Origin of the sequence: Klebsiella sp. 2019SCSN059 (genome assembly GCF_021739525.1) — a bacterium.
Taxonomy (GTDB): domain Bacteria; phylum Pseudomonadota; class Gammaproteobacteria; order Enterobacterales; family Enterobacteriaceae; genus Klebsiella; species Klebsiella quasipneumoniae.
Genome location: NZ_JAKKOM010000018.1, coordinates 83,524 through 110,200, shown reverse-complemented (window position 1 = coordinate 110,200; position 26,677 = coordinate 83,524). Strand labels below are relative to the sequence as shown.

At 48.7% G+C, this 26,677-nt stretch carries 14 protein-coding genes and 6 pseudogenes; 15 read left to right on the top strand and 5 right to left on the bottom strand.

All coding sequences use genetic code 11. The annotated features are described in order from the left end of the window. Window positions 1-214: pseudogene (locus L2I46_RS18350) on the bottom strand (carbohydrate porin); the annotation flags it as partial. A 330-nt stretch (window positions 215-544) separates the two neighbouring features. Then, complete coding sequence (gene xylA / locus L2I46_RS18345; protein ID WP_147734206.1) at window positions 545-1,864, bottom strand: xylose isomerase; 1,320 nt, start codon at window positions 1,862-1,864, stop codon at window positions 545-547. Between the two features lie 426 nt (window positions 1,865-2,290). On the opposite strand from xylA, the gene L2I46_RS18340 reads away from it, so the two are divergent. Next, the gene (locus L2I46_RS18340) at window positions 2,291-3,730 is read left to right on the top strand and encodes an MFS transporter (protein ID WP_236948126.1); all 1,440 of its coding nucleotides are present in this window, start codon (window positions 2,291-2,293) and stop codon (window positions 3,728-3,730) included. A 58-nt stretch (window positions 3,731-3,788) separates the two neighbouring features. Further along, the gene (locus L2I46_RS18335; protein ID WP_236948125.1) at window positions 3,789-5,468 is read left to right on the top strand and encodes a glycoside hydrolase family 43 protein; all 1,680 of its coding nucleotides are present in this window, start codon (window positions 3,789-3,791) and stop codon (window positions 5,466-5,468) included. Between the two features lie 82 nt (window positions 5,469-5,550). On the opposite strand, the gene L2I46_RS18330 is transcribed toward L2I46_RS18335, so the two are convergent. Then, on the bottom strand, window positions 5,551-6,189 hold the full coding sequence (locus L2I46_RS18330) for an HNH endonuclease (protein ID WP_050534330.1): 639 nt from the start codon (window positions 6,187-6,189) through the stop codon (window positions 5,551-5,553). A gap of 179 nt (window positions 6,190-6,368) precedes the next feature. Between L2I46_RS18330 and L2I46_RS18325 the strand changes: the two genes are divergently transcribed. Continuing rightward, the gene (locus tag L2I46_RS18325; protein WP_236948124.1) at window positions 6,369-7,238 is read left to right on the top strand and encodes a phosphorothioated DNA-binding restriction endonuclease; all 870 of its coding nucleotides are present in this window, start codon (window positions 6,369-6,371) and stop codon (window positions 7,236-7,238) included. Window positions 7,239-7,376: 138 nt separating this feature from the next. Here the strand turns inward: L2I46_RS18325 and L2I46_RS18320 are convergent. Continuing rightward, window positions 7,377-7,496 (bottom strand): annotated as a pseudogene (locus L2I46_RS18320) (type VI secretion system tube protein Hcp); the annotation flags it as partial. A 248-nt stretch (window positions 7,497-7,744) separates the two neighbouring features. Next, window positions 7,745-11,260: an AAA domain-containing protein gene (locus L2I46_RS18315; protein WP_236948123.1), complete on the bottom strand. Its 3,516-nt coding sequence runs from the start codon at window positions 11,258-11,260 to the stop codon at window positions 7,745-7,747. Between the two features lie 353 nt (window positions 11,261-11,613). On the opposite strand from L2I46_RS18315, the gene L2I46_RS18310 reads away from it, so the two are divergent. The 12 genes and pseudogenes from L2I46_RS18310 to L2I46_RS18255 all read left to right on the top strand — a co-directional run bounded on the left by L2I46_RS18310 (window position 11,614) and on the right by L2I46_RS18255 (window position 26,635). Continuing rightward, a complete protein-coding gene (locus L2I46_RS18310; RefSeq protein ID WP_236948122.1) occupies window positions 11,614-13,974 on the top strand; it encodes a type I restriction-modification system subunit M in 2,361 nt (786 codons plus the stop codon). Further along, a complete protein-coding gene (locus L2I46_RS18305) occupies window positions 13,974-15,350 on the top strand; it encodes a restriction endonuclease subunit S (protein WP_048296540.1) in 1,377 nt (458 codons plus the stop codon). The genes L2I46_RS18310 and L2I46_RS18305 overlap by 1 nt, the downstream gene beginning before the upstream one ends. Next, a complete protein-coding gene (locus L2I46_RS18300; RefSeq protein ID WP_236948121.1) occupies window positions 15,347-18,595 on the top strand; it encodes a type I restriction endonuclease subunit R in 3,249 nt (1,082 codons plus the stop codon). Before L2I46_RS18305 ends, L2I46_RS18300 begins: the two co-directional genes overlap by 4 nt. A 29-nt stretch (window positions 18,596-18,624) precedes the next feature. Then, entirely contained in the window at window positions 18,625-20,607 is a 1,983-nt protein-coding gene (locus L2I46_RS18295; RefSeq protein ID WP_236948120.1) for an AAA family ATPase, read from the top strand. Then, window positions 20,604-21,932 (top strand): McrC family protein, encoded by a 1,329-nt coding sequence (locus tag L2I46_RS18290; RefSeq protein ID WP_236948119.1) that lies wholly within the window; start codon window positions 20,604-20,606, stop codon window positions 21,930-21,932. Before L2I46_RS18295 ends, L2I46_RS18290 begins: the two co-directional genes overlap by 4 nt. Before the next feature lie 50 nt (window positions 21,933-21,982). Beyond that, the gene (locus L2I46_RS18285; RefSeq protein ID WP_236948118.1) at window positions 21,983-22,288 is read left to right on the top strand and encodes a hypothetical protein; all 306 of its coding nucleotides are present in this window, start codon (window positions 21,983-21,985) and stop codon (window positions 22,286-22,288) included. Window positions 22,289-22,463: 175 nt separating this feature from the next. Continuing rightward, window positions 22,464-22,571 (top strand): annotated as a pseudogene (locus tag L2I46_RS18280) (capsid protein); the annotation flags it as partial. After that, window positions 22,558-22,695, top strand: a pseudogene (locus L2I46_RS18275) (glycoprotein 3); the annotation flags it as partial. The pseudogenes L2I46_RS18280 and L2I46_RS18275, both read left to right, overlap by 14 nt. After that, window positions 22,692-22,937 (top strand): annotated as a pseudogene (locus L2I46_RS18270) (ogr/Delta-like zinc finger family protein). The pseudogenes L2I46_RS18275 and L2I46_RS18270, both read left to right, overlap by 4 nt. 17 nt (window positions 22,938-22,954) lie before the next feature. Further along, window positions 22,955-23,517, top strand: a pseudogene (locus L2I46_RS18265) (phage polarity suppression protein); the annotation flags it as partial. Window positions 23,518-23,963: 446 nt separating this feature from the next. Next, window positions 23,964-25,523 (top strand): DUF3696 domain-containing protein, encoded by a 1,560-nt coding sequence (locus L2I46_RS18260; RefSeq protein ID WP_236948117.1) that lies wholly within the window; start codon window positions 23,964-23,966, stop codon window positions 25,521-25,523. After that, window positions 25,520-26,635, top strand: coding sequence for a hypothetical protein (locus L2I46_RS18255; RefSeq protein WP_236948116.1), 1,116 nt, complete (start codon window positions 25,520-25,522; stop codon window positions 26,633-26,635). The genes L2I46_RS18260 and L2I46_RS18255 overlap by 4 nt, the downstream gene beginning before the upstream one ends. Window positions 26,636-26,677 lie beyond the last annotated feature (42 nt).

Sequence of the window (26,677 nt, the reverse complement as noted above, 5' to 3'; positions counted from 1 at the left end):
AGGCGGCGGTGGTCTGCGGGTTGGTAATGACGTCGACCTTTTTGTCGGCCGCGGCGTCAATTTTCGCCTGGCGGTCGGCCAGCGCTTTATCAACGGCTTTGGCGACAATGGCATCGATCTGTTCCTGAGTAAATTCTTGCGCCATTACAGAGGTAAGCGGAAAAAACGCGGCGATAACCGCCATGGTTAATGGAAGTTTTTTTATCATTGTCATGAGTTTCTCAATATAGGTTAATTTTATTCAGACAATAACCAGCCTATTCTGAGCTGACAGAATATGTCGCTATCATCAGAACAAGTTATTTTTTATTTTGTACGGTCACAGAGGTATTACACAATTATCGCTACTCGCCCTCCCTCACTGATATTAAAAAGGTGGCACAATGGCAGAACCATCCGCGCGGCGGATTGTTCCTCTATAGACAGTCAAACAGATAGCCTTTCGGCACAGACAGCATAAATACAACACGAACAAATAAACGCTATTTCCCGGCAGCGGGAACACGGCGGAATACATGCCCCCGCAGGGGCATGTCAGCCAAATTTAACCAAAGATATAGGTATTGACGAGATTTTCGAGTAATTCCTGACGCCCGCTGTGATGCTGCGGATTCAGATTATGCTGCTCAGCGTACCGGGCAATATTATCCAGCGACATGCGGCCGGCCATAATTTGCTGCCCCAGTTCGCCCTGCCAGCCGGCATAGCGTTTTGCCAGAGCCCGATCGAGCTTGCCATCCTCAATCATCCGCGCGGCCAGCTTGAGAGACAGCGCCATCACGTCCATGGCGCCAATATGGCCATAGAACATGTCGTATTTGTCGGTGCTCTGCCGGCGAACTTTGGCGTCAAAGTTCAGGCCGCCGGTGGTGAATCCCCCGGCTCTGAGGATCTCGTACATCACCAGGGTATTTTCTTCCACGCTGTTCGGGAACTGATCGGTATCCCAGCCGAGCTGCGCATCGCCGCGGTTGGCATCAACGGAGCCGAAGATCCCCAGCGCAATGGCGCTGGCGATTTCATGGTGGAAAGAGTGGCCCGCCAGGGTGGCGTGGTTGGCTTCAATGTTCACCTTGATCTCATTTTCCAGACCAAACTGCTTCAGGAAGCCATACACTGTCGCGACATCGTAATCGTACTGATGCTTGGTGGGCTCCTGCGGTTTCGGCTCGATAAGCAGCGTGCCGCCAAAGCCAATCTTATGCTTGTGCTCCACCACCATCTGCAGGAAGCGGCCAATCTGCTCGCGCTCCTGACGCAGGTCGGTATTCAGCAGGGACTCGTAACCTTCGCGGCCGCCCCACAAAACATAGTTTTCGCCGCCGAGCTGGTGGGTGGCGTTCATGGCGGTCACCACCTGCGTGGCCGCCCAGGCAAACACCTCCGGATCGGGGTTGGTCGCCGCCCCGGCGCCGTAGCGCGGGTGGGTAAAGCAGTTGGCGGTGCCCCACAGCAGTTTCACGCCGGTTTGCTGCTGTTTCTCCGCCAGCACCTCGGTCATCACGGCGAAATTGTGCAGATATTCTTTCAGCGACGCGCCTTCTGGCGAGACGTCGACATCGTGGAAGCAGTAATACGGCACGTTGAGCTTGTAGAAAAACTCAAACGCCACGTCCGCTTTGCGTTTGGCCATTTCCAGCGCATCGCCCGCGGCCTGCCAGGGACGCTCAAACGAGCCGGCGCCAAACATATCCGCGCCATTCCAGCAGAAGTTATGCCAATAACAGGCGGCAAAGCGCAGATGATCTGCCATGCGTTTTCCCAGCACGATTTCATCCGGATTATAGTGGCGAAACGCCAGAGGATTATCGGTTTTAGGTCCGGCAAAAAGAACGCGTTCGAGCTGGTCAAAATAAGTTTGCATGATGAACTCCGAAATTGAGGAAGCCGAAAATTAACAACTGTGACACATCGTGTATTCTCATCGGCGGTTGCTCAATTACGTTATTTCACTCGGCGATTGAGAAAATGCTCAAATGTGAGCCATCTCGCAAATAAAACTATTTTAAATATCTCGCTTCGCGCGCGTATAGCGTACACTTCCTGGGGAATTCAGGTGGGCATAGCGAATTAAAATGCCGGTTTTGTCACATTGCCTGTCTGCCAAAAAATTAGCGGCGGATGGCGGCTCAACGCAGGTGATACAGGCCTTTGCTTCGAGGATCACAGAAGTAAAAAAACATAATTACGTAATTTAAAAACGTAATAGATTCTTCCATGTCAACTGTGTCAGAAAGTGTTTCACCTACACAAAACAAACCGGAGTCTGCTTAGAATGAGTAAAAACATAATGCACAGTCGGCATGATGAATATCATAAATTAACCCGCGGAGAACGAATTGGTTATGGCATGGGCGACTTTGCGCAAAACCTGGTTTTCGGCACAATTGGGGGTTTTCTGGCTTTGCATATGCTGACGGTAAATACCATCAGCACGGCAACGGCAGGCTTTATTTTTCTTTTTGTCCGCATCATTAATGTGTTTTGGGATCCAATGGTCGGCACCTACGTGGATAAACGAACCTCGAAAGCAGGGAAATATCGTCCGTGGCTGTTACGAGCCGGCGTGCCGCTGGTGATCCTCTCGGCATTACTGTTCGCGCCCATCCCCGGAGTGAAAGGTTCGGTGGCTTTCGCCTTTATTATTTATCTGGCGCTGGACCTGGTTTATTCCTTAGTCAATATTCCCTATGGCTCGCTGAATGCGTCGCTGACCCGCGACCCGGAATCGATCGATAAGCTCACCAGTACCCGCATGATGCTGGCCAACAGCGCCAACCTGCTGGTCTATACCCTGTTCCCGATGTTTGTGCAGATGGCGGCGCCGAAAGATCGCAGCCTGAAAGACACCGGCTTTTTTGGCCTTGAGCTGAATCTCGGCAACTATACCGATCCGTCGGCAAACTACGCCTGGTTTGGCGTGTACGCCATCTATATGATCATCGGCGCGGTGGCTCTGTTTATCTGTTATAAATTCACCAAAGAACGCGTTGTCGCGACCGCCGAGCAGACCGCCAACGTCAAAACCACCGACCTTTTCCACGAGCTCCGACATAACCGCCCGCTGGTTATTCTGGGTATGTTCTTTATGCTGGCCTTTACCTTCATGTTCTTCATGAACACCGTTAACGGCTTCTTCAACCAGTACGTCGTCGGCCACTCCGAATGGATGGGCGCGGTGGGTCTCGTCGCGTCTATTCCCGGCATCGCCTTCCCGGTTTTCTGGCCGAAACTGAAAAAAATCTTTGGTAAAAAAGGCTTCTTCCATCTGTTCCTCGCCATGTTCATCGTCGGCGAACTGCTGACCTACGTCTGGTCCCGCGAAGGGATGCACGACGCCCTGTGGCTGGCCTACATCGCCACCTTTATTAAACAGTGGGGCTTAACCTCCGCCACCGGCTTTATGTGGGCGCTGGTACCGGAAGTCATCGCGTACGGCGAATTAAAATCTGGCAAACGCAATGCCGCCATTATCAATGCCATTATGGGACTCTTCTTCAAGATCGGCTTCACCATCGGCGGCGCGATCCCGCTGTGGCTGCTGGCGGTGTATGGCTTTAATGAAAGCGGCGCCGTGCAGAGCGCCAGCGCCATCGACGGGATCATTATGACCGCGGTGTGGATCCCGATCGCGCTGGCCGCTATTTCGATGGTGATTATCCAGGTTTATCCGATCTCCGATAAACATGTTACCGACATCAACCGTCAGCTGGATGAGATCCGCGTGTAGTTAAAAAAATTATAAATCAGACCGATTCGTCACTTTCCATTTTAAAAGGTGTAATGAAATGTCACTTATTCAAAACCCGATATTACGCGGCTTTAATGCCGACCCCAGTATTATTCGCGTCGAGGATACGTACTATATTGCCAACTCGACGTTTGAGTGGTTCCCGGGCGTGCGTTTACATGAGTCGAAAGACCTGAAAAACTGGAACCTGCTGCCTTCGCCGCTCTCCACCACCACCCTGCTGGACATGAAGGGCAACCCCTCCTCCGGCGGCATTTGGGCGCCGGCGCTCTCCTGGGCCGACGGGCAATTCTGGTTGGTGTATACCGATGTGAAGGTCACCGAAGGCGCCTTCAAAGACATGACCAACTACCTGACCACCGCGAAGGATATTCGGGGGCCGTGGAGCGACCCGATCAAGCTGAACGGCGTCGGGTTTGACGCCTCGCTGTTCCATGACGACGATGGCCGGAAATATATCGTCCAGCAAACCTGGGATCACCGGGAGTACCATCACCCCTTCGATGGCATTACCTTAACGGAGCTGGATACCAACACGCTGAAGTTAATGCCGGAAACCGCGCGCACCATCTACCGCGGAACCGCCGTGGCGCTGGTCGAGGGGCCGCACCTCTATAAACTGAACGGCTACTACTACCTGTTTGCCGCCCAGGGCGGCACCGTGTTTACCCACCAGGAGGTGGTGGCGCGGTCGAAAACCCTCGAGGCCGACAGCTTTGAAACCGAGCCGGGCGACGTGTTCTTAACCAACGTCGACACCCCGGACAGCTACATCCAGAAACAGGGCCATGGCGCGCTGGTCTCCACCCCGGAAGGCGAATGGTATTACGCCTCGCTCTGCGCCCGGCCGTGGAATCGCCCGGGGGAATCCATCTACGACCCGCGCGGCTGGTCAACCCTTGGCCGGGAAACCGCGATCCAGAAAGTGTACTGGGATGACGAGGGCTGGCCGCGTATTGAAGGCGGTCACGGCGGGAAAACCTTCGTCGAAGGGCCGAAAGACGCCATCTTCACCGAAAGCGCCAGCGATAATAGCCAGCAGGATGACTTTACGTCGCCAGCGCTCGATCCGAACTGGAATACCCTGCGGGTGCCGTTTACGGCCAAAATGGGCGCCACCGGCAACGGCAAATTAACCTTAATCGGCCAGGGTTCGTTAGCCAATACGCATGACCTGTCGCTGATTGCCCGCCGCTGGCAGGCCTTCTATTTTGACGCCGCGGTGAAGGTGAAATTCGAGCCCTTCAGCTATCAGCAGATGGCCGGGTTAACGAATTACTATAACGACCGCCACTGGAGCTTCGTCTTCCTGACCTGGAATGAAATTAACGGCAAGGTCATCGAAGTCGGCGAAAATAACCGCGGGAAATACACGTCGTACCTGAAAGATAACGCCATCAAGGTGCCGGACGGCGTGGAATACGTCTGGTTCCGGACCAAAGTCCGCAAGCAGACCTACAGCTATGAATACAGCTTCGATGGCGTGACGTTCACCGAGATCCCGGTCCAGCTGGATGCCGCGGTGCTGTCCGATGACTATGTGTTGCAGAGCTACGGCGGGTTCTTTACCGGGGCGTTCGTCGGCCTGGCGGCGGTAGACTACGCCGGGTACGGTACCCAGGCTGAGTTTTATCAGTTCGAGTATCAGGAGCTGGGCGATAAGTTAGCGGCCGATGGCAGCTACAGCTGGGAGGCTGGCGAGACGCGGGATAAGTAAAAGAGAGCGGGCCCACGCTACCGGTAAGGTAGCGTGGGGTTTGTGGTGTGTTTGATGAACGTAAAGCGAGCGCTGTCGGATGTCAGTCTGTGGGGCGCAGCCGGGCCTTCAGCTCTTCGGGGGTAAACGGCGGATCTCGCCGGTGCAGCATCGCATGGCAGTTGGGACATACCGGGATCAGATCGGTTTCAGGGTTCAGGCGGTAGTCCTGCTTTATCCCGGCCAGCGGGATGAGATGGTGGATATGGATAAAGCCCTGGCCGATATCGCCATAGCGGCTGGCCATATCCAGACCGCATACCTGACACCGGCAGCCGTGCAGGCGAAGCGCCGCCTGACGAGCCTGACGGTCGCGCTCATAGCGATTGACCACTACCTGCATCGCCGCCCCTTCCACGTACTCCATGGTCGTCTGCCCCTCATCGGGGAAAAGCGCAACCTCGTCATCGCCAGCGCCCTGCGACGCGATCGTAAATCCTTGCTCCAGTAACAGACGCACGCATTTGGATTTAATCCCTCCGCTGAAATCCGCCGGGGTAAATTCCGTTCCTGTCGCAAGCGTGGCCGCTAACCCGACGATGGCTTTTGAAGGATACCGACGCCCCTCAAACTCGATCTCATACAGACGCGCGCTTTTAAACTGATGCGCAACGCCTGCATCGTAAGCGCGAATGGCGGCGATGATGCATTCCCTGGATAAATGGTCCGGTAGTTTTTTCATAAGACATAGCTATCTGATGGCGCGAAGCTTGAGTATAAATAGAAAGCTATGGGCTTTTCGAACAAATAACTGGCAGTGATAATTAAATCGCGATCCACGTAGAATCGCCGCATCTGGTAGGTTGATCGGCAAGGATTTTGCGAGCATCATCGCATTTATTTAGCTGCCAATGTAACGCTATGCCCTCCAGCACGACCCTGCAACACGCGATCGAGAACATCACCATCTGGCGCAAAGGCGAACTGCGTGCGCCGCATAAGCCACTGTTGCTGCTGTACGTCCTCTCACAGTACCAGCGCGGCCATGCGCGGATGTTCGACTACGCCTCGGAGATACGTGATGAGCTGCATAGCCTGCTGGAACGCTTTGGCCCGCAGCGCCGCCAGTACCGGCCGGACATGCCCTTCTGGCGCCTGAAAGGCGACGGCTTCTGGGAGTTGCACAACAGCGAACAGTGCTCAACCCAGGGCAGCCGACAGCCGCCCGGCAAAGAGCTGGAGCTCTGTCAGGTCGCCGGCGGCTTCGATGAGCCGCATTTTGCGCTACTAAACAGAAATAAGAAGCTGATCAATACCCTCGCCCATCAGATCCTCGAGGCGCATTTCCCGGAGAGTATTCAGGAAGAGCTGGCTGAAGAGATGGGGTTTGATCTGCTGCAGATCCGTAAAGAGCGCGACCCGCATTTTCGCCAGCAGGTGCTGCGCGCCTATAACTATGAGTGCGCGATCTGCGGCTTCAATATGCGCCATGATAATACCTCCGTCGCCCTGGAAGCGGCCCATATCAAATGGAAGCAGCACGGCGGCCCATGCGAAATCCCTAACGGCCTGGCGCTCTGCGCGATTCACCATAAGGCTTTTGATAAAGGATCCATTGGTCTGGATGAGGATATGCGCATCCAAGTTTCGCCGGCGGTGAACGGCGGAGGCATCGTTGGCAGGTTGTTCTGGGATTTTGATGGTAAGCAGATTACCTTGCCGCAGGGGAAAGAATGCTATCCCCAGGAGGGGTTTGTGGCGTGGCACCGGCGGGAGGTGTTCAGGGGATGAGGGGGGATGGTGTGTAGCAATGAGCGGGATTAGTGTTTGCTTAGCTTTGCATCCCTCAGCCTGTCGTCAACCTTCTGAACAGGCATAAAACACGCCAGAAAAACATAAAGGGATATCAAATGCGCTACTGAATTTGGTTGAAGGACACTCGTTCCAGGCACCGCTGAACTGAATATTACCGCCGTGGATTCGCCAGGTGATTTTCTCATAATGCAGGCTAACGCTTTCAACCTAGTTAATGTTGTCATTCGAGGAAAGAGAATCACCCCAGGTTAAATCAGCACTTCGAACTAATTAGCAGACTTGGGGTAAATTATATCTCTATATAAGGTACGGCATCATCAATAGCTATTTCTCTCCCTAGCTATCGGGCCGGGTAATAGACTCTTAATGTCGGCACATCTCCCGGAATCAGGATGTGGAGGCATAGCATCTTAAGGCCATACCTCCTTGAGTAGCGCTAAATTAATTCAACACATTCGATACCTGCATTGCTTTAAGCCCCCCTATAACTTCCGCTGCTCCAGGCTGGAATAAATCGCTCTAATTTCCGCTTGTAAGCTTTCGCCACGGTATACCATCGACGTATCGTATCGTTTGTACTTCTCATCACGCGTAGCGCTAAACCAGTTGAACGATCCTATGCACAACAGCCCTTCATCGCCAATCACGATTTTACTGTGAACACGGTTAACCAGCATAGTCACAATGCCCAGCGCATTTAGTTTTTCCACTGCATCATTAAGGCGCTGCTGTTTTGCTTTGCGCTTCTCATAACTGACGTCTTCGGTATTAAAGCTTTTATCCGTTACAACAGTAATGTCGATACCACGAGCACGTGCCTGGATCATTGATGTTAGAAAACCGGTTTGTTCCAATTTTTCCCAGGTCAGCCAAGGGGAAACAATAGTAATACTTTTACCAATAGCGTCAAAAGTCTGGTTCAGAAACTCATCATGCTGCTCAACACCGTGCAAGGTAGAAATCTGTGTTTGCGCTGTATTAAGGTCCTGTCGTTCTTTGTACTCAAACTGCAGTGCATTATTAACGGATGCAAACAGGTATTTTGAAAGCAACCCTCTCGGCGAAGAAGCGGGCTGAATCTCAAACAGGTCCATATCGCCAAAGACCAAAAAGCTATCTTTAGCACGTGAAACGGCAACGTTCAGCATGCTGCTGTCTCTATCAATAAATCCGCCATCTTCATGTTTCGAATACACAGGAGAGAACAGCACAATTGCCCGTTCCGCCCCCTGCAATGAATGAACCGTGCCCACTGTCAGCGAATTTTCATCGCCACTACAATTGATATCCAGCTTACGTAATGACGATTTAATCGCACTGACCTGCGCCGAAAATGGGGTCACAATGCCGACTAATTCATGTAACGGTTTATTGTAGTGATGCTCAATCTCTTCTTTGTGCGCTGCAAGCCATGCAGCAATCGTCTTCGCTTCAAAGTCGTTATAACGACTTCCACCATTGGCCTGCATACCCTTACCATCTATATGCAGATAGCCCATTGCAGGAAATATTGTCTCTTTTCCTTCCCCTCGTTTGGGCTGCAACTTACCGTGATAACTAAGGGTGTTACAGTAGCCAATGATGTTATCGAAGCAGCGACGGTGTTCGTACAGATACATCCCCCGCGCCAGATCCGGATCGTACTGGTAGCGCGAGTTAAACTGTGCAACCTTCATAACGCTGCCGGATGCAGCGCTTTTTCCTGATTCACAAACCAAAGCATAAGCTTCAGTCAGTTCTTCCTGAGAACCTTCTGGAAGGATATGCTCCTCAACCATATTGCCAATATCAATACAAGGCAGGCTGTTCCAGATAGGCGCAATCTGTTCTGTGTCGCCAATTACCAGAGCTTTCTTCGCCAGTGCGAAAGAAGCTGCAGCAACCTCAGGAAGCACCTGCCCCGCTTCATCGACGATCAACAAATCGGCGAAGTTATATAAATAACCATCATCAAATTTCTTGCCACCAACATGTTCTCTGATAAGCATATGGTGAGGAAGCATAAAGCAGGTCATGACGACACAAGGGGTGAGCTTCATTCTACGCAGCCAGCGGGCTTTAATTGCCTTCGCCCCTTTGCGACCTTTTTCTTTTTGAAGGTCCTCGATAGCAGCCATATCCATCAGCCACCGACCTTCCCAGTAATGCGTCGCCAGCAAAAACGCCGGGAAACGGAGCTGTGTATCGGCAAGCTCATCGGCTTCGCTCAGATTCAGCTCCGTCTCGCCTGCATAACCCAGCGAATGGGTTATCTCGCACCAATGGATGACGGCTTCACTTTCACGTCGGGAAATGTCCTCAGCGTGATCAATTTGCTGTTGGTACCCGGCCTGTACTTTATGAGCTTGCTCAATCAATCCATCGATAAAGGCATCAATTCCATCAGGCTGAGATCCCTGGAATGCTGTCATTCTTTCGCCAAACGTAGCCTCCAAAAACAGCTTCATTTGATAGTGACGCTTAATACGAACGGCGGGAAGCCAGGAGAAGAGAGTGAACATGATCGACTCTCCGGCTCGATATTGTTCCCACTGTTTTTTGCCCTGCGTTAATAGCGAGATTTCATTTGTGCTATTGAGCAGTAACGTTCTCTTATCCTGAATATACTGTTCGAGATCGTCACTGATGGCATGCCGCTCCTGACGGATTGCGTTCAGGTCATCCCACGCAGGCTTGATTTGCACAAGTTCTGCAGAGAGTTCAACCAAACGCTGATGCAGGAGATCCACAACCTGTACTGGTGAATGACATTTCTCATGCGGAAAAGCTGCCCTTGCCTTTTCAAGGAAGAAGCACCGGGCATCTTCAACATATTCAAGGGATTCAATACGGTTAAAAAAGTCTTCCGTCTGGTATTTTTTTACCGCCTCGGCTCTTCGTCCCGAAGACGGGAAGTAAGCGCCAAAGCTTTTTAGATCTGGTAACCAACGCCCGGCCATAGGCCCGGTACCGATAGAAAAATCTTTGCCGAAGGCCTCGATAATGTTGGTAACGCCCTGATTATTGGTTGATGTCGCAATCACCACCGGTGGTTCAGTTTTGTTTAAAGCTGCTCTCGCCCACTTAGTAGCGATGATGGAGAGAACCAGAGTAGTTTTCCCGGTACCCGGAGGACCATTTACGGCAAGAATATCGCCGGGCTGTTGAGTGAGGTAATGGCTCAGGGCATCGCGCTGCGCGACAGCCAGCGGAAACTTATCACCGGAGTGTCCCAGACGCTCACTAAACATGGCATTACTGGCGAGGAGCGGCTCAACAGGAGACTTCTCTTTCGAGGCAAAACGCGCCAGCAATGGCACCTCTTTTTTGCACGTCAGCAAATGATCGTACATAGGCAGGATATGGATGCTGGCCCCTCCAGGCTGGTTGGCTTTAATAATGTAGCCATAGCCAGCTGGTTCATATTGCTCAGGTGATGCGAGCCATTTGCCAGCAACATGTTTTAAAAGTTCATCTGAATCTTTAAGATACTTTTGCCACCACTGCTGATAACGAGCATGTCGTCCCTCTCGTTGTTCATCAGTCTCCTCACGCAGCTCATCCTCATTACCGGGATCAAAAGTGATTGAATCATGCGTGGTTTTGTACTTGTCATATTCCGCCATCTCACCAATAGAAAAGGTTCCTTTAGGAAGAGGTTCGAGCAGGTCACGGGGAATGGTGGCAAGAGATGTAGGGAATAAAAAGCCTTCGCGGTTGAGGAGTGCAGCTGTAACCAAAGGTGTAACAATATCAGGAGCTCCAGCAGTCCGCGCCTTGCCATGCTTTAACAGGCGGATCCATACCTCTGGCCGTAGCAGCACCTCGACGGTCTTGACCTCGGTGTCTTCACCATTGAAGAATGATTCCACAATATCTTCACCCAACCTCCCCCTATCGACGTTCGTCCATTTCGTAAATGATTCTTCCTCTCTACGCTCAAACGCCCCTTTTCCAGACTCGGCATCTGCTAAGGTATTACGCCAATATGAAGTGAATCCCTGAGTATTACTGTCCATTCCCCATCCCGTAACTTAAATGAGACAATTGGTTTTGTCGTATAAATTCATCATGGTTAAACATTGTCCACGATGCGAGGGGGATCGCAAGAATTGTTTGTATCACTAAACATGGCGTGCCACTTTACACATCGATGGCTACTGAACGGGTATTCTCAATTTTTAAAATGCTGTTTGTCATATCTCTGATGCAATAAATGAGGATAGGAATTGTCCTCCTGATACTGGTCATTTCTTTGTCCCTTTCCGGTTGCGATAGTCCCTGTAGCAGGTATTATTTTGCGTACTACGTTCCAAAACGGTTTTTTGCCGGAGCACTTTGCTCCATGGCCGCAATCTCTTCCGAGGGCTTCATGACTAACACTAACTTTTCTCAAACGGCTGCGTTTATCTGGTCGGTGGCCGATCTGCTGCGCGGTGATTTCAAACAGTCTCAGTACGGGCGCGTGATCCTGCCCTTCACGCTGCTGCGTCGTCTTGAGTGTGTGTTGGCGGAAACCAAAGATGCGGTGGTGGCGAAATATGATGAATTAAAAACCAGCACACTGCCGGAAGATGCCAAAGAGAAGTTTCTGCTACGCGCCAGCGAGCTTTCCTTCTTCAACACCTCGAAGATGGATCTTGGCAAGATGGGGCAGAACGACATCAAAGCCAATCTGGAAAGCTACGTACAGGCGTTCTCCCCGGATGCCCGTGAGATCTTCGAACACTTCAAATTCAGCGAGTTTGTTGGCCTGCTTGAAGATGCCAACCTGCTATTTAAAGTGGTGAAGAAATTCGCCACCACCGATTTGAGCCCGAAAGCGATTTCCAACTATGAGATGGGCCTGGTGTTTGAAGAACTTATCCGCCGTTTCGCGGAAAGTTCTAACGAGACAGCTGGTGAGCACTTCACCCCACGCGATATCGTGCGTCTGACCACTTCGCTGGTGTTTATGGAGGATGATGAAGCCCTGACGCAGCCAGGTATTATCCGCACCATTTATGACCCGACGGCCGGGACCGGCGGCTTCCTCTCTTCAGGCATGGAATATGTGCACGAACTGAACCCTAACGCGGTGATGCGCGCCTTTGGCCAGGAGCTGAACCCGGAATCCTACGCTATCTGTAAAGCCGATATGCTGATCAAAGGTCAGGACGTCAGCCGTATTAAACTGGGTAACACCCTCTCTAACGATCAGCTGCCGCAGGACCAGTTCGACTACATGCTCTCTAACCCGCCGTTTGGCGTGGACTGGAAAAAGATTGAGGGCGAGATTAACGACGAACATACGCAGAAAGGCTTTAACGGTCGCTTTGGCCCGGGCCTGCCGCGTGTTTCCGACGGCTCGCTGCTGTTCCTGATGCACCTGATCAGCAAAATGCGCGACAACCACAATGTGGATGGATCCGTAAGCAACGGCGGGCGTATCGGGATTATCCTTAACGGTTCCCCACTGTTTACCGGTGGTGCGGGCAGCGGTGAGAGCGAAATCCGTCGCTACATTCTCGAAGCCGATTTGCTGGAAGGCATTGTCGCGCTGCCAACCGATATGTTCTACAACACCGGCATTGCAACCTACGTCTGGATCCTCTCGAACAAGAAAGCGCCTGCGCGTAAAGGCAAAGTGCAGCTGATTGATGGCACCAGCCTGTGCGGCAAGATGCGTAAATCGCTGGGTTCCAAGCGTAACCTGATGGGCGATGACGATATCAGGCTGATCGCTCAGACCTTCGGTGACTTTGAGGTAGTAAATGCCACAACCCTGGAAGCGCTGGGTCTGGAAAAAGCCGCAGAGCAAAAATCTCACCGTGGTCGCCAGCCTGCCGCTGCGAAAACCGAAGCGCCGAAAACCTTCGCCAGCAAAATCTTTAACAGCACCGACTTTGGCTATCGCCGCCTGACCATTGAACGCCCGCTGCGTTTATCTGCTCAGGTGACGGATGAGGCGATTGCGACGCTGCGCTTTGCGCCGAAGCCGTTTAACGCGCCAATGGAGCGTCTGTATGACGAGTTCGCGGCCCAATGGCAGGAGGAAAACTATGGTGATTTCTCAGAACTGGAAGCAGAAGCGCGCGCCATCATCAAAGCCGAATTTGCCGAGCTGAAAGAGAAACAGATTAAAGACCTGCTCGATAGCAAACTGTGGCTTTCCCAGCGCGGGTTAATGGAAAAAGGGCTGCAGATTCAGACGGCTCTGGGTACGCAGGCGGGTGGTAAAACGTTAGTGAGCAATGACTTCAACCAGTTCCAGTTGACCCTGAAAGGGGCAATCAAAACGGCTGGCGTGAAGCTGGATGCCAAAGAGAACAAGCAATTTATCGATGCCATCACCACCAAAAATCCGGATGCTGAGCCAGTGGTGAAGAAAGTGTTGAAAGAAGCCGCTCAGCCGCTGTACGGGGCGTTTGAATACAAAGGCAAAGTGGTGGAGTTTGAGCAGGACGGCGAGCTGCGTGATAACGAAAACGTGCCGCTGAACCCGGCTGTGTCTACCAGCGACCTGATTGAAAACTACTTCAAAGCAGAAGTGCTGCCGCATGTGAATGACGCTTGGATCAACGCTGATAAGCGTGATGCGAAAGATGGTGAAGTGGGGATTGTTGGTTATGAGATTCCGTTTAACCGCCATTTCTACGTCTATCAGCCGCCGCGCCCGCTGGAGGAAATTGATGCCGACCTGGATGCGGTCAGCGCCGAGATTATGAAACTGCTGCAGGAGGTACATTCCTGATGGCTAAGTATAAGGCGTATCCGGAGTATAAGGATTCTGGGGTTGAATGGTTGGGGGAGATTCCGAATCACTGGAAAACCTTATCCATATCTAGATTGTTTTCCAGAATTAAGCGGACCGGATATACAGAGAAAGAATTGCTTTCCGTATATCGGGATTATGGTGTTATACCAAAATCAAGCAGGGATGATAATAATAACAAGCCTTCAGAAGATTTGTCACCCTATCAATTGGTTGAGCCAAATGATTTGGTTATGAATAAGATGAAAGCTTGGCAAGGTTCAATCGCAATTTCAGAGTATGAAGGGATAGTTAGTCCAGCATATTTTGTCTACAAACCCAACAATGTCCTTTTTGAACTGGCACATCCAAGGTATGTGCATTATTTACTTCGCAATCCGATTTACGTTACTCAATACCTGAGCCGCTCCAAGGGGATACGAGTCAATCAATGGGATCTGGATCCTGATGAGTTTAGAAATATTGAGCTGCTACTTCCAGACAAGACTGAGCAGGGAAAAATATACTGTTTCCTAGATCACGAAACCGCAAAAATCGATAATCTGATCGAGAAGCAACAGCAACTGATTGAACTGTTGAAAGAAAAACGTCAGGCAGTGATTAGCCATGCCGTCACCAAAGGGCTAAATCCTGATGTGCCGATGAAAGATTCTGGTGTTGAGTGGTTGGGGGAAGTACCAGAGCATTGGGGGGTCTCTAAGGTAAAATACTATTGTACTATCAAGGGCCGCATTGGTTTCAGAGGGTACACTGTTCAAGACTTAGTGGATGAAAATGAAGGAGCTCTTGTTCTGGGAGCATCAGAAATGAGGAGCGATGGTTCTATATTATTAAGCTCACCACAATATATATCTTGGGAGAAATATTATGAATCTCCGGAGATTATGTTGGATAAAAATATGATACTTTTTGTTCAGCGTGGAAGTACCGTCGGAAAAGTATCCTTTATTACTCACGACTTAGGGAAAGCAACGATTAATCCGAGTTTAATTGTTCTTCGTGACTTAAATATTTGTGGTGAGTTTATGAACTATAGTCTCATGGGTCCTTTCATCCAAAATACTGTTAAAATGCAGACATCATCAACTGCTATTCCTATGATTTCGCAAGAGCAGGTAGGCAATTATTTTCAACTAATCCCTCCTTTAAATGAACAGCTAAAAATTGCAGAGTTTATAGCTAGCAATGTGTCAAAAATAGATCAAGCAATAAATACGGCGGAAATTTCAATAAGTCTAATAAAGGAACGCCGCACCGCCCTTATTTCCGCCGCCGTCACCGGAAAAATCGACGTCCGCGACTGGGTTGCGCCTGACACGCAGGACGTTGAGGAGCCACAGGGGGCCACCGCATGAGCATGGACAGCACCAAAGAGCTGATTTTCCAGAATGAGATAATTGCTCAGATGGAAGTAAAAGGCTGGATTTGTGGCAAAACAGACGGCTACGATCGCGAACGTGCGCTGTATTCCCAGGATGCGCTGACCTTTGTGCAGACCACGCAGCCGCAGGAGTGGGAAAAGTTTGCCAAAATTTATCCTGGCGATACTGAGCGTCATTTCCTTGATGCGCTGGTGGCGCAGCTGAAAAAAGCGGATATCAACGCTACCGATATGCTTTCGCGCACTTACGGCACCCTCGGCGTACTGCGTCATGGTATCAAAAGCCATAACGCCCGTTTTTCCCTGTGCCAGTTTAAGCCGGAACATAACCTCAATCCGGAAACCCTGACGCGCTACAAGCAGAATATCTGCCGCATCGTACCGGAGCTGGTTTACAGCCCACATGCGTCGAACGCTGCATTTGAAGAAACGGGTAGCAAGGCAAAGAAATGGCGTATCGACCTGGTGCTGTTCGTCAATGGCCTGCCAGTGGCGACGCTGGAACTGAAGTCTGAATTTAAGCAGGCGGTGCAAAACGCCATTACGCAATACAAGAAAACGCGTTTGCCGAAAGATCCAGGCACCAATAAACCTGAGCCGCTGCTGACCTTTAAACGCGGGGCGCTGGTGCACTTTGCCGTCAGCCAGTACGAAGTGTTTATGGCGACCAAACTTGATGGCGATAAAACCTTCTTCCTGCCGTTTAACAAAGGCACCCATGACGGCGGCGCGGGGAACGACATCCCGGAAGATGCCAACGACTACGCCACCAGCTACCTGTGGAATGAGGTGCTGCTGCCGGACAATCTGCTGAAAATCCTCGCCAGTTTTGTGCATCTGCAAATCGTTGAAAAAGAAGATGCCATTGGCCTGAAGTACAAAAGCGAGAGCCTGATTTTCCCGCGGTACCACCAGTGGGACGTGGTCAACAAACTGATCACCGCCGCCACGGTGGAAGGGACAGGCAATAAATACCTGATTCAGCACAGCGCGGGGTCGGGCAAATCTAACTCTATTGCCTGGACAGCCCACCAGCTTTCCCGCCTGTACGATGAAAATGGCGAGAAACAGTTCCACTCGGTGATTGTGGTGACGGACCGCACCGTGCTTGACGATCAGCTGCAAGACACCATCTATCAGTTTGAGCATCAGGATGGCGTGGTCGGGCGTATCAATAACAAAGAAGGCGACGGCTCAAAATCGGAGAAGCTGGCCAGCGCGCTGGAAAACTCGCAGCCAATCATTATCGTCACTATTCAGACCTTCCCGTTTGTCCTGAAGGCGATTGAAAACAGTGTCAGCCTCAAGCAGCGCAAATACGCGGTGATCGCCGATGAAGCGCACTCCTCACAGAGCGGATCTACGGCACGTCAGCTGAAAGAAGTGCTGATGACCGAAGAAACGGATGACGATGTGGAGATGTCTTCAGAAGATATTCTGGACGCCACCGTCGCCGCGCGTAAAGGCAGCAACAACCTCAACTATTACGCCTTCACCGCCACGCCAAAAGCCAAAACGCTGGAGCTGTTTGGCCGTCGCCCGAATCCGCAGGAACCGGCTTCAAAAACCAATAAACCTGAAGCGTTCCACGTTTACTCCATGCGCCAGGCCATCGAAGAAGGCTTTATTCTTGATGTCCTGAAGAACTACACCAACTACAAAGTGGCGTATAAGCTGCTGCAAAAGCTGGACGATCCTGACCGGGAAGTGGACAGCAAAAAAGCGAAGATCAAACTAAACCAGTGGGTCTCGCTGCACGATCATAACGTGTCGCAGAAAGTGAAGGTGATTATTGAGCATTTCCGCAAGCATGTAATGCACTTGCTGGCTGGCCAGGCGAAAGCGATGGTGGTGACCAGTTCACGTAAAGCGGCGGTGCGCTACAAGCTGGCGTTCGATAAATACATCGCCGAGCAAAAATACGACAAGATCAGCGCAATGGTGGCGTTCTCCGGTGAAGTGGAGTTCCATGAAGAGGACCACAACAGCCTTGCGCTGCTCAACCAGAAATTCACCGAGATCACTATGAACCCAGGTCTCAAAGGCCGGGATATGCGTAAAGCGTTTGATACCGACGACTACCAGGTGATGCTGGTGGCCAACAAATTCCAGACTGGTTTTGATCAGCCCAAGCTGTGTGCCATGTATGTGGATAAAAAGCTGGGCGGCGTGGAGTGCGTACAGACGCTGTCACGCCTGAACCGTACCTATCCCGGGAAGGCGCAGTCAGGCACCTTTGTGCTCGATTTTTACAACGAACCCGACGAGATTTTGGGGGCTTTCCAGCCGTACTACCAGACCGCGGAACTGACTGATGTCAGCGATCCGCAGTTGGTCTTTGAACTTTATGAAAAACTGCGTACCAGCGGCATTTTCCTGTGGAACGAAGTGGAGCAGTTCTGCGAGGCGTTCTTCAGCAAAAATAAATCCAACGCGGCTATTAGCAATATTTGCAAACCTGCGGTGGAGCGCTGGAAGCATCGCTACACCTCGGCGATTGATGCTTATGTGCTGGCCAAAGAGATGTTTGAACGCACTAAGAAGACCGGCGACGTTGTGCTGATCACCAATGCGGAAAATACCTTTAAGGACTGCGAGAAAGAAAAAAGTAAGCTGGATATCTTCAAGAAGGATCTCGGTAGCTTTGTCCGCTTTTACGAGTTTATGTCGCAAATCGTCGATTACGACGACAAAGACCTGGAAAAGCTGAGCCTGTTTGCCCGTCATCTGCGTCCGTTGCTGCATGAACAGCGTATCGAAGATGATGAGATTGATTTAAGCAACGTGGAGATGAGCCATTACCGTTTGTCAAAACTCCACGAGCAACACCTGAAGCTGCAGGAAGATGCGGCGGAATACAAAATCAAACCGGGTAATGATGTAGGTACCGCGAAGCCAAAGGACAAGAAAGAAGAGTTTCTGTCGAATATCCTGGCGCGCCTTAATGAGCTGTTTGTCACCGATAATCTCACCGATAAAGACATGATCAACTATGCCTTTGCGGTGCGCGACAAGCTGTCAGAAAACCAGGCGGTGATGACCCAGATTGCTAACAATACGCGCGAGCAAGCGATGCTGGGCGATTTCCCAAAAGCCATTGATGATGCCGTCATGGACAGCAATGAGGCCCAGCAGGAGATGATGGTGCAATATCTCTCTAACCCTGAACTGGCGAAGGGCTTTGCTCGGGTGGTGTTTGATATGTTGAAAGGGGCTTAACGCTTTTTCATCAAGGAGTGGTGTAGGAAATGCTGAATTCTCTCGAGATATACCAGACGTTGAATGAATTGGGTTATCGTCTTGAGTCTGGGGAACCCGAGCCAAGCTATGCATCCGAGCATGCGCTCGGGAATGGAAAGTATCTGTATGTCAAACGCCGTCAGGACGGTGTGGTTAACAAGAGCCCATTGGTTCTTGCACCAGAAACCCGGGCCTTAAAAGCGGAAATTGATCGTATTTCGGGTATCCACTGCCTTTGGGAAAAAGTAAAAAGCACCAGCTACCGCCGTTATCCGAAAGATAACGGTACATCCCAATATGGTTTCGCGGCTAATGTTGAGTCAGTTGAAGCGTTACAGGCGCTGGTAACTTTGCTGGGAGGCCAACCAGCTATAACTCCGCAAACCGGACTAATAAGAGACAACGAAAATAAGGAACAATCATTAATGTATCCCTTAAACCAAATTCTCTTCGGGCCCCCCGGCACAGGTAAAACCTACTCTACGACCGAAATGGCGGTAAAAATCGCCGATAATGCGTGGTACCAACAGGCTATGCACGAACATCATGGCAATGACTTACGGGAGTTGGTAAAAGAACGCTATAAGTCGTTGGTAGAAAAGCAGCGCATTATGTTTACCACCTTCCACCAGAGCTTCTCCTATGAAGACTTTATCGAAGGGATCCGCGCGACTACTGATGAAACATCGGGTGCGCTTCGCTACGAAGTAGTGGATGGTATTTTTAAACAGCTGTGCCTGAATGCTGAAGTTAAAACACGTGGTAGTTCAAACCAATCCTTGTCCTTGAATGGGCGACGGATTTGGAAAATGTCTCTCGGGAATACGCTTGACGGAGAAGATTATATTTTTGATGAATGCCTTGTGAATAATTATATTCTATTAGGTTGGGGTGATAATCTTGATTTTAGTGGCTGCACGACAGCTGCTGATATCCGACTGCGCATCGATGAAGCGAGTGATAGTCTGGTTGAGCGAAGTGAATACATGCTGACTGCGGTCAATATGTTTAAAAACATCATGCAAAATGGTGATATAGTTATTATTTCCGATGGCAACCATAAATTCAGAGCCATTGCCGAGATCTCTGGCGATTATCAATTTTTACCTAATGATGAACGCGTTGGCTATCATCAAATGCGTAAGGTCAACTGGCTACGAACCTATTCGCCGAGCTTACCGAAAGAACAGCTTTTTTTAAAAGCACTTTCACAGATGACATTATATGAGTTGAGGGATACCTCAATTGACAGGGAAAAACTGGCTCAACTACTGGCTCCGGTTGAAACAACTGATAATCAAGCATTGCCGCACGTACTCATCATCGATGAAATAAATCGTGGTAATATTGCCCGCATCTTTGGTGAACTAATTACTCTGCTGGAACCCGATAAACGACAGGGCGACGAAGATACCCGAACTTTAGTATTACCTTATTCTAAGCAGCTGTTTTCCGTGCCTAAAAATGTCTATGTGATTGGCACTATGAATACAGCTGATAAATCGTTAATTCAGATGGATCTGGCGTTAAGGCGCCGTTTTAGCTTTACAGAAATGCCTGCAAGACCGGAGTTGTTAGCTGGGATCACTGCGTATGGCGTTGATGCCGCACAGTTGCTAACGCGTATTAATCAGCGTATCGAAGCGCTACTGGATAGTGAGCATATGATTGGTCATGCTTACTTTATGCCACTAAAGAAATTAGAAAATAACGCCGACCGTGAAGCCTGCCTTGCCAGCATCTTCCATGACAAAATCATTCCCTTGCTGAGAGAGTATTTCTTTGATGATTATGAGCGTATCGGTTGGGTGCTTAATGACTCGGTAAAAGCGAAAGAAAACCGTTTTATTCTGTTACAGCAGTCAGCACAACTACCATCACTTTCTGCGCTATTCCCGAAAGATATTGCGGATAGCTTGTCTGACAGACGCTTTCGTATCAATGAACATGCTTTCGCGTCGGCAGAAGCTTATCAGGGTATCGTGGCATGATGATCCAGGTCCGGGAATATGCTCTGCTGACTTGTGATAACGCTCAACCAGCCAGTATGGATTTGGGAATAGTTTCTGAGGCAACCTTTTCCTGGCTTGAGCAATTACAACACAAGTGGCGTGGTTCTTCGCAAATTCTCAGCCGGGAAGGGAAGCGGTTTTTGCGTTTGGGAAACTATGTCGGTTATCTACAATCCCCGAATGGCGAGTCAATTGAAATTCTGCCTAAAACCACACTTGAAGCTCCAGCTGAGGTAGTCCCTCTACGTCAACTTTTACGCCGAATGCTAAGCACCTCTTTAGGGATTACGCCTCGTGAGGCAAATCAGGCTGCATTGCAACGTAGCGATCAGCCTCTACATGAATGGATAATCAGTGAGTTTTTGCGGCATCTTGCTGATTTAGTACGCAAAGGACTTCGTTTCGATTATCACCTCAATGAGGATGAACATAGTACGTTCATCCGCGGTCAATTGAATGTCACTGCGCAAATGAGAATGCCTCCGGGCAGAGGTACTCGTTTTCATGTGCGCTATGCCGAGTTCTCCCCTCAGCGCATCGAGAACCGTCTGCTACGGACGGCTTTGGATTGGGCGCTTAAAATGGCCAGGCAAGGGCAGAGCTGGAGGCAGGCAAATTCTCTAAGCCATCAACTGGAAGACATATTGCCTATTTGTGGCAGTACAACACAGCTAATGAGGCAATGGAGCGATGGTAAATATCTCTTCGGATATCGCGCTATAAAACCGTGGTGCCAGCTCATTCTTGAACAGATGAATCCAGATTTTCAACTTGGATCGCATCAGGGAATCTCTTTGTTATTTCCTATGGAGAAGTTATATGAGGGCTGGGTAGGATGCGGTCTGGCTGGGGCATTGCATCACGATCACCGGCTCATAGAACAAACCAAGAGCCAGTACTTGTTGGAGCATGTACCTGTTGGTGAAATGTCTTCTCAACGATGGTTCTTGCTTAAACCAGACTTTCTTATCACTGGCAGGCAGACGGTGGTTCTGGATGCTAAATGGAAACTATTAGATAGCAGAGCTGATGATAGTCAGAGAAAGTATGAAATCAGCCAGCCTGACCTGTACCAAATGTTCGCCTATGGACAAAAGTATCTTCGCGGTAAAGGAAATATGATGCTCATTTATCCGCGTCATCAGTACTTTGCCACATCATTGCCGGTGTTCCGTTTCGATGAAGATTTGTCTCTATGGTGTGTACCCTTTGATCTTGAAACGGGTAAATTAGTGAAAGGTGAGTGGCAAACTTCTTTCCACTGTTTTCCCTGTGAAGAGGCAGTAACGGCTCATAGCGATTAACCAAATAATCGGTAATTTATTGAAAGCTTATAGCCAAGGAAGCAATCATTATGATTTATAGAGATTTTTACCATTTAATGTTGGAGTCTTTTTCCCAACCAGTTGAACTGTACACTAAGTCAAGAAATGTACCTTTTACGCTGTATGTTGAAGAACAAAAGCTGTTTGTTCGAAATGGAAAAGATAATACCAGCCGTATTGGTCCCAAAGAAGTCGCAGCATTTGTTGAGCGGTTTGAAGAAAATGGAAGCATGTTAGCTAAAGACTACCAGGATGTGACTTTCAAAGCCTCCTATTTATTGGCTGCAATGAAATATATCACTTTAAAAAACTCGATGAATCCTGGCAATAAATAGCCATCTTTACCGATGGATGGTTATTTATTGAAACTTTCTCAAATATTCCCTCCACCACAGACCTATCTTTCCTCAACTCACCAATTTACCGCATTATTGTTAAGTAGCTCAGGGATGCGTTTTGACTCCAACCCAGGACGATGTTGTCTATTAGCGGAGGGCGGAGCATGGCTAGCGCAGTCGTTTCCGCACCCTGCGCGGCAGTCTCACTCCTAAAATGAAAGCTGAGCACAGCCGGCGTATCGCCAGTCGCGAGCTGGCCGACGAGTTCACCGGCCGGATTCCCGGCCGTCGCGCTTCCACATATGGACCTCGACGCTGCCAGCACGCCCGGCCAGCTTAAAGTCTGGCAGGAGAAAATCCGTCAGCGCGAGGCTGACCTGAAAGCGCAGGGGCTGCTGCCATGATGCACTGTCCGTTCTGCAAAAAGTCGGCGCATGCCCGCACCTCCCGCTATCTGTCGGAGAACGTCAAACAGCGCTATCACCAGTGCACCAATATTGAGTGCTCGGCGACGTTTCACACCATCGAAGCCATTGACGATGGTTATCTGGCCCCCGGCGGAGAAAACGCCGCCTGTCGCGGAGCCGGTCACACCCCGGCACCCCGTAAAGTGCAGGGCTGCTACAGCTCGCCATACCGTCATTAATCAGGGGAGAACTGACCATGACCACCCTCACGCTACAGCAGGCCTTTGAGGCCTGTCAGAATAACAAAACCGCCTGGGTGAACCGTAAAGCCGAACTCGCGGCCGCAGAGCAGGAATATCAGGAACAGGTGCTGGCCGGGGATGACCGTATTCCGGGCAGAATGCAGACACTGCGCGATATTATCGATGTCAAAAAATGGAAGATAAATCAGGCCGCCGGGCGCTATATCCGCTCCCATGACGCGGTACAGCGCATCAGTATCCGCAACCGGCTGAACGACTTTATGCAGGCGCACGGGACAGAGCTGACCGCCACGCTCGCCCTGGAACTGATGGGACTCAGCCAGCAGCCCACACTCCTGACCGGCCATGCGCTCGACCGTTCGGCGCATTACCTGCGCGAAGCGCTGTCCGTGTGGCTAAGTACCGGTGAAGAAATTAATTATACCTCGGAAGACAGCGATATTTTAACAGCCATCGGATTCAGGCCTGTCGCGGCTTCGAGAGTGATAATCAGGAAAAATCCCCCCCCGCACAGAGCCTGATTTATGCCCGCCGGCGCACGGAACTGGCCGGCAGGTCGCCCCCCGCAAAAAATCCCCGAAAATATCGCTATTTTTCCCGAATTAAGTCATACATCCACAGGATGCATGGTTTTGCATGCGCTTTCCCGTCCCGTCATTCCCTTCGCAGACCCGTCCCGGCGCGGCCTGAGCCTGTCCATGCACCTGCATGAAAACCGACCCACGAAGCGTGCAGGCGAGGCGGGGAAAGCATTGCGCGCCAGCAGCAATCTAATTAATTTCGCTTTCTACGCATGCAACTACGGCAAATGATTTAACGTTGGCACATGATCGTTGCCATACATCAGCCGATTTAGAGAACCTGTATAAGTAGCCCACAGAGCCTTCATTTACATAGTTCAATTACTTTCATGTCAAGGGTATAGCATTATGAACCTATCCCGTAGATAATGAACTCCATTCACACGGACTAAACACCAATTTAACTTAAGTGAGAAAGTGAATGATTAAAGGTATCGGGCTACAAAATTTCAGAAGCTTTGTGAATAAAACATTCATTGAATTAAAACCAATCACTGTTTTTGTAGGTAAAAATAGCAGCGGCAAAAGCTCTTTATTACGCACATTCCCTTTGCTTCGTCAATCTGTAGAAGAAAATACAACTGGTCCGATATTATGGTTCGGCCGTTATGTCGATTTTGGAGATTTTACAGATGTACTTTCGAAAAGCTCAGAAAGCAAAGAAATAACATTCAGCTTCTCCTTTTCGATTACACCTGATTTAGCTCAGCGATATTCATATTATCGATTCAGTGAACTTTCAGAAAAAAACACAAACGTTGACATTGAGCTGACAGTCTATTCAAAAGATAAAAAAACAAAGACAAAAAATATAAAAGTAACATTTGACGACTCAATCATAAATTTCATATTGGATGATAACAATAATGTTAAATTACTAATAGAATCTGAAGGGAAAATATTAGAACGTGAAAATATAATTGCAAAAAATCTCGGTCAGTTCATTCCTAACATTCACTTAAAAGGAAAAGATGAGGCCCCTATAACACCAAACTCTTTTTATTTAATGGGTACAAGACGTGATAGGGCCTTAGAATCCTCATTTATTGACTCTGCATCAAAATTCATAAAACAATATTTTCATGTTAAATCAGACATTAAGCAGGTATTCCAATCCTTTACTAGAATAAACTTTATACCAAAGGAGCACGCAGGGAGACTTGTTGAATTTCTTTTCAAAGAGCAAAAAACATTTACTAAAAACTTTGAATCTCATCGCGATGAGATTATGAATGAGTTGTATCCGTTTGTCATTGGATGGAATATTAACAATATAATAGATATTATTAATTCGTCTCTATCCAACACGTTCGGAAATGTAAAATATATTGCTCCACTTAGAGCCACCTCTGAGCGATTTTATAGATTTCAAGATCTTCAGGTGAATGAAATAGACCATACAGGTTCAAACTTAGCAATGCTTTTGAATTCTCTAAAACAGACTGACAAACTGAGATTTGAAGAATGGACAAAGTCTAATTTTGATTTCATCATTAAGGTTGAGCAAACGGGATCTCATTTTGCGATATTGATTAATACCGGTGAAAATAGTGAAAACTATAACATCAGTGATATGGGCTTTGGTTACTCACAAGTTTTACCCATAGTTACAGCCATTTGGCTTGAAACCGATAGAAGGGCTACGTCACCCAAAAAACCAATTACATTTATTATTGAGCAGCCTGAGTTACATTTGCACCCTGCATATCAGCACAACCTGGCAATAGTGTTTGCCAAGGTAATAATTAAAGCAAAAGAGAATAATGTTGATCTTAAGATTATTTTTGAAACACACAGCCAAACGATGATAGAAGCTCTTGGTGAATGTATCGAGGATAACATCGGCCTAACTGAAAGTGACGTATCTATATTAGTATTTGAAAAGAACGAACAACAACAAACAATAGTCAAGAAGTCCTATTTTGATGAAGAGGGCTTTATCCAAAACTGGCCAATTGGTTTCTTTTCAGGTAGAAAATGATGCTGATAAAAATAAATAAGTTCAAAAAAGAAGATATTGTTAATGATAAATTCACGATATCAATTGAAAATCTTTTGCGTTCATTTGCTGAAAACAAGCATATACTAATCGCACATAGAGATTTCTTTAATTGCATTATTGAAGAACAAAGTGGGATTTATAGTGCATCGTCGAAAAACTTCGCATCAGAAGCACTTTCACGTTCCAGAGAATATAACTCTATCATTTCAAAGATATCGTTCTATGTTGAAGTCGATTTCAACATCCGGGACAATTCCTTTAATTGGGTAGATTTAGGTGAAACAATAAAGTTTGCATGCGGCCCTTTATATTTCAATGATTCATCCCAGCTACAAAAAACAAAAATTGTTTGTGAAAATCCCTTAGATTCTGATTTCTTTAAAATCATCGCCACATTTTATGCAAATAATGAAGACCTGATGCGTTGTACTATTAATTTCAATGCACTTAATGGTGGGGGGGGGAGTACTAAAGATGTGTTTGAACGCACAATTAGCAACAATGAAATTGCTTTCTGCATTGTTGATAATGACAAAGCACACCCTCGAGCTCCTTTTGGGGGAACAAGTTCTCATTTTTTAGGTTCAAGGACTTCTAGATCAGGATTTATAGAAATACTAGATGTCCATGAAGTTGAATCCTTAGTACCGTTAGATACCATTGAGAACGTTTTGATAAGTCTTAATCTTCTGTTAGCAAAAGAAAAGTCATTAACATTCTTTAAAGATCTTTGCTCAATTGATGAGTCGGTGAAATTTTACATTGATCATAAAAAAGGTTTTAATCTCAAAACCGCACTGGAACTAGATAACTCTCATGGGGATTTCTGGCGAGTTATTTTACAGAAATTAAAGAAAGAATACGCCTGTGATTGTTTAACTGAAATAAATTGTACATGTAATCCATCATGTTTAAAATATGAGGGGTTTGGAGATAATTTATTACACAACACCTTAAAATACATAAGCGAAGGTAGCTTAAAGTCATACAGACCTAATTTAACTCCAAAGCTTTACGAGAAATGGCATAGCCTTGGGAAGAGCTTCTTTAGCTGGAGCTGTGGGCCTTATAAAAAGTCAAGGGTCAGCTAAAAAACCAAACCACAAATAAATTATAATAAATCAAAATAAAAC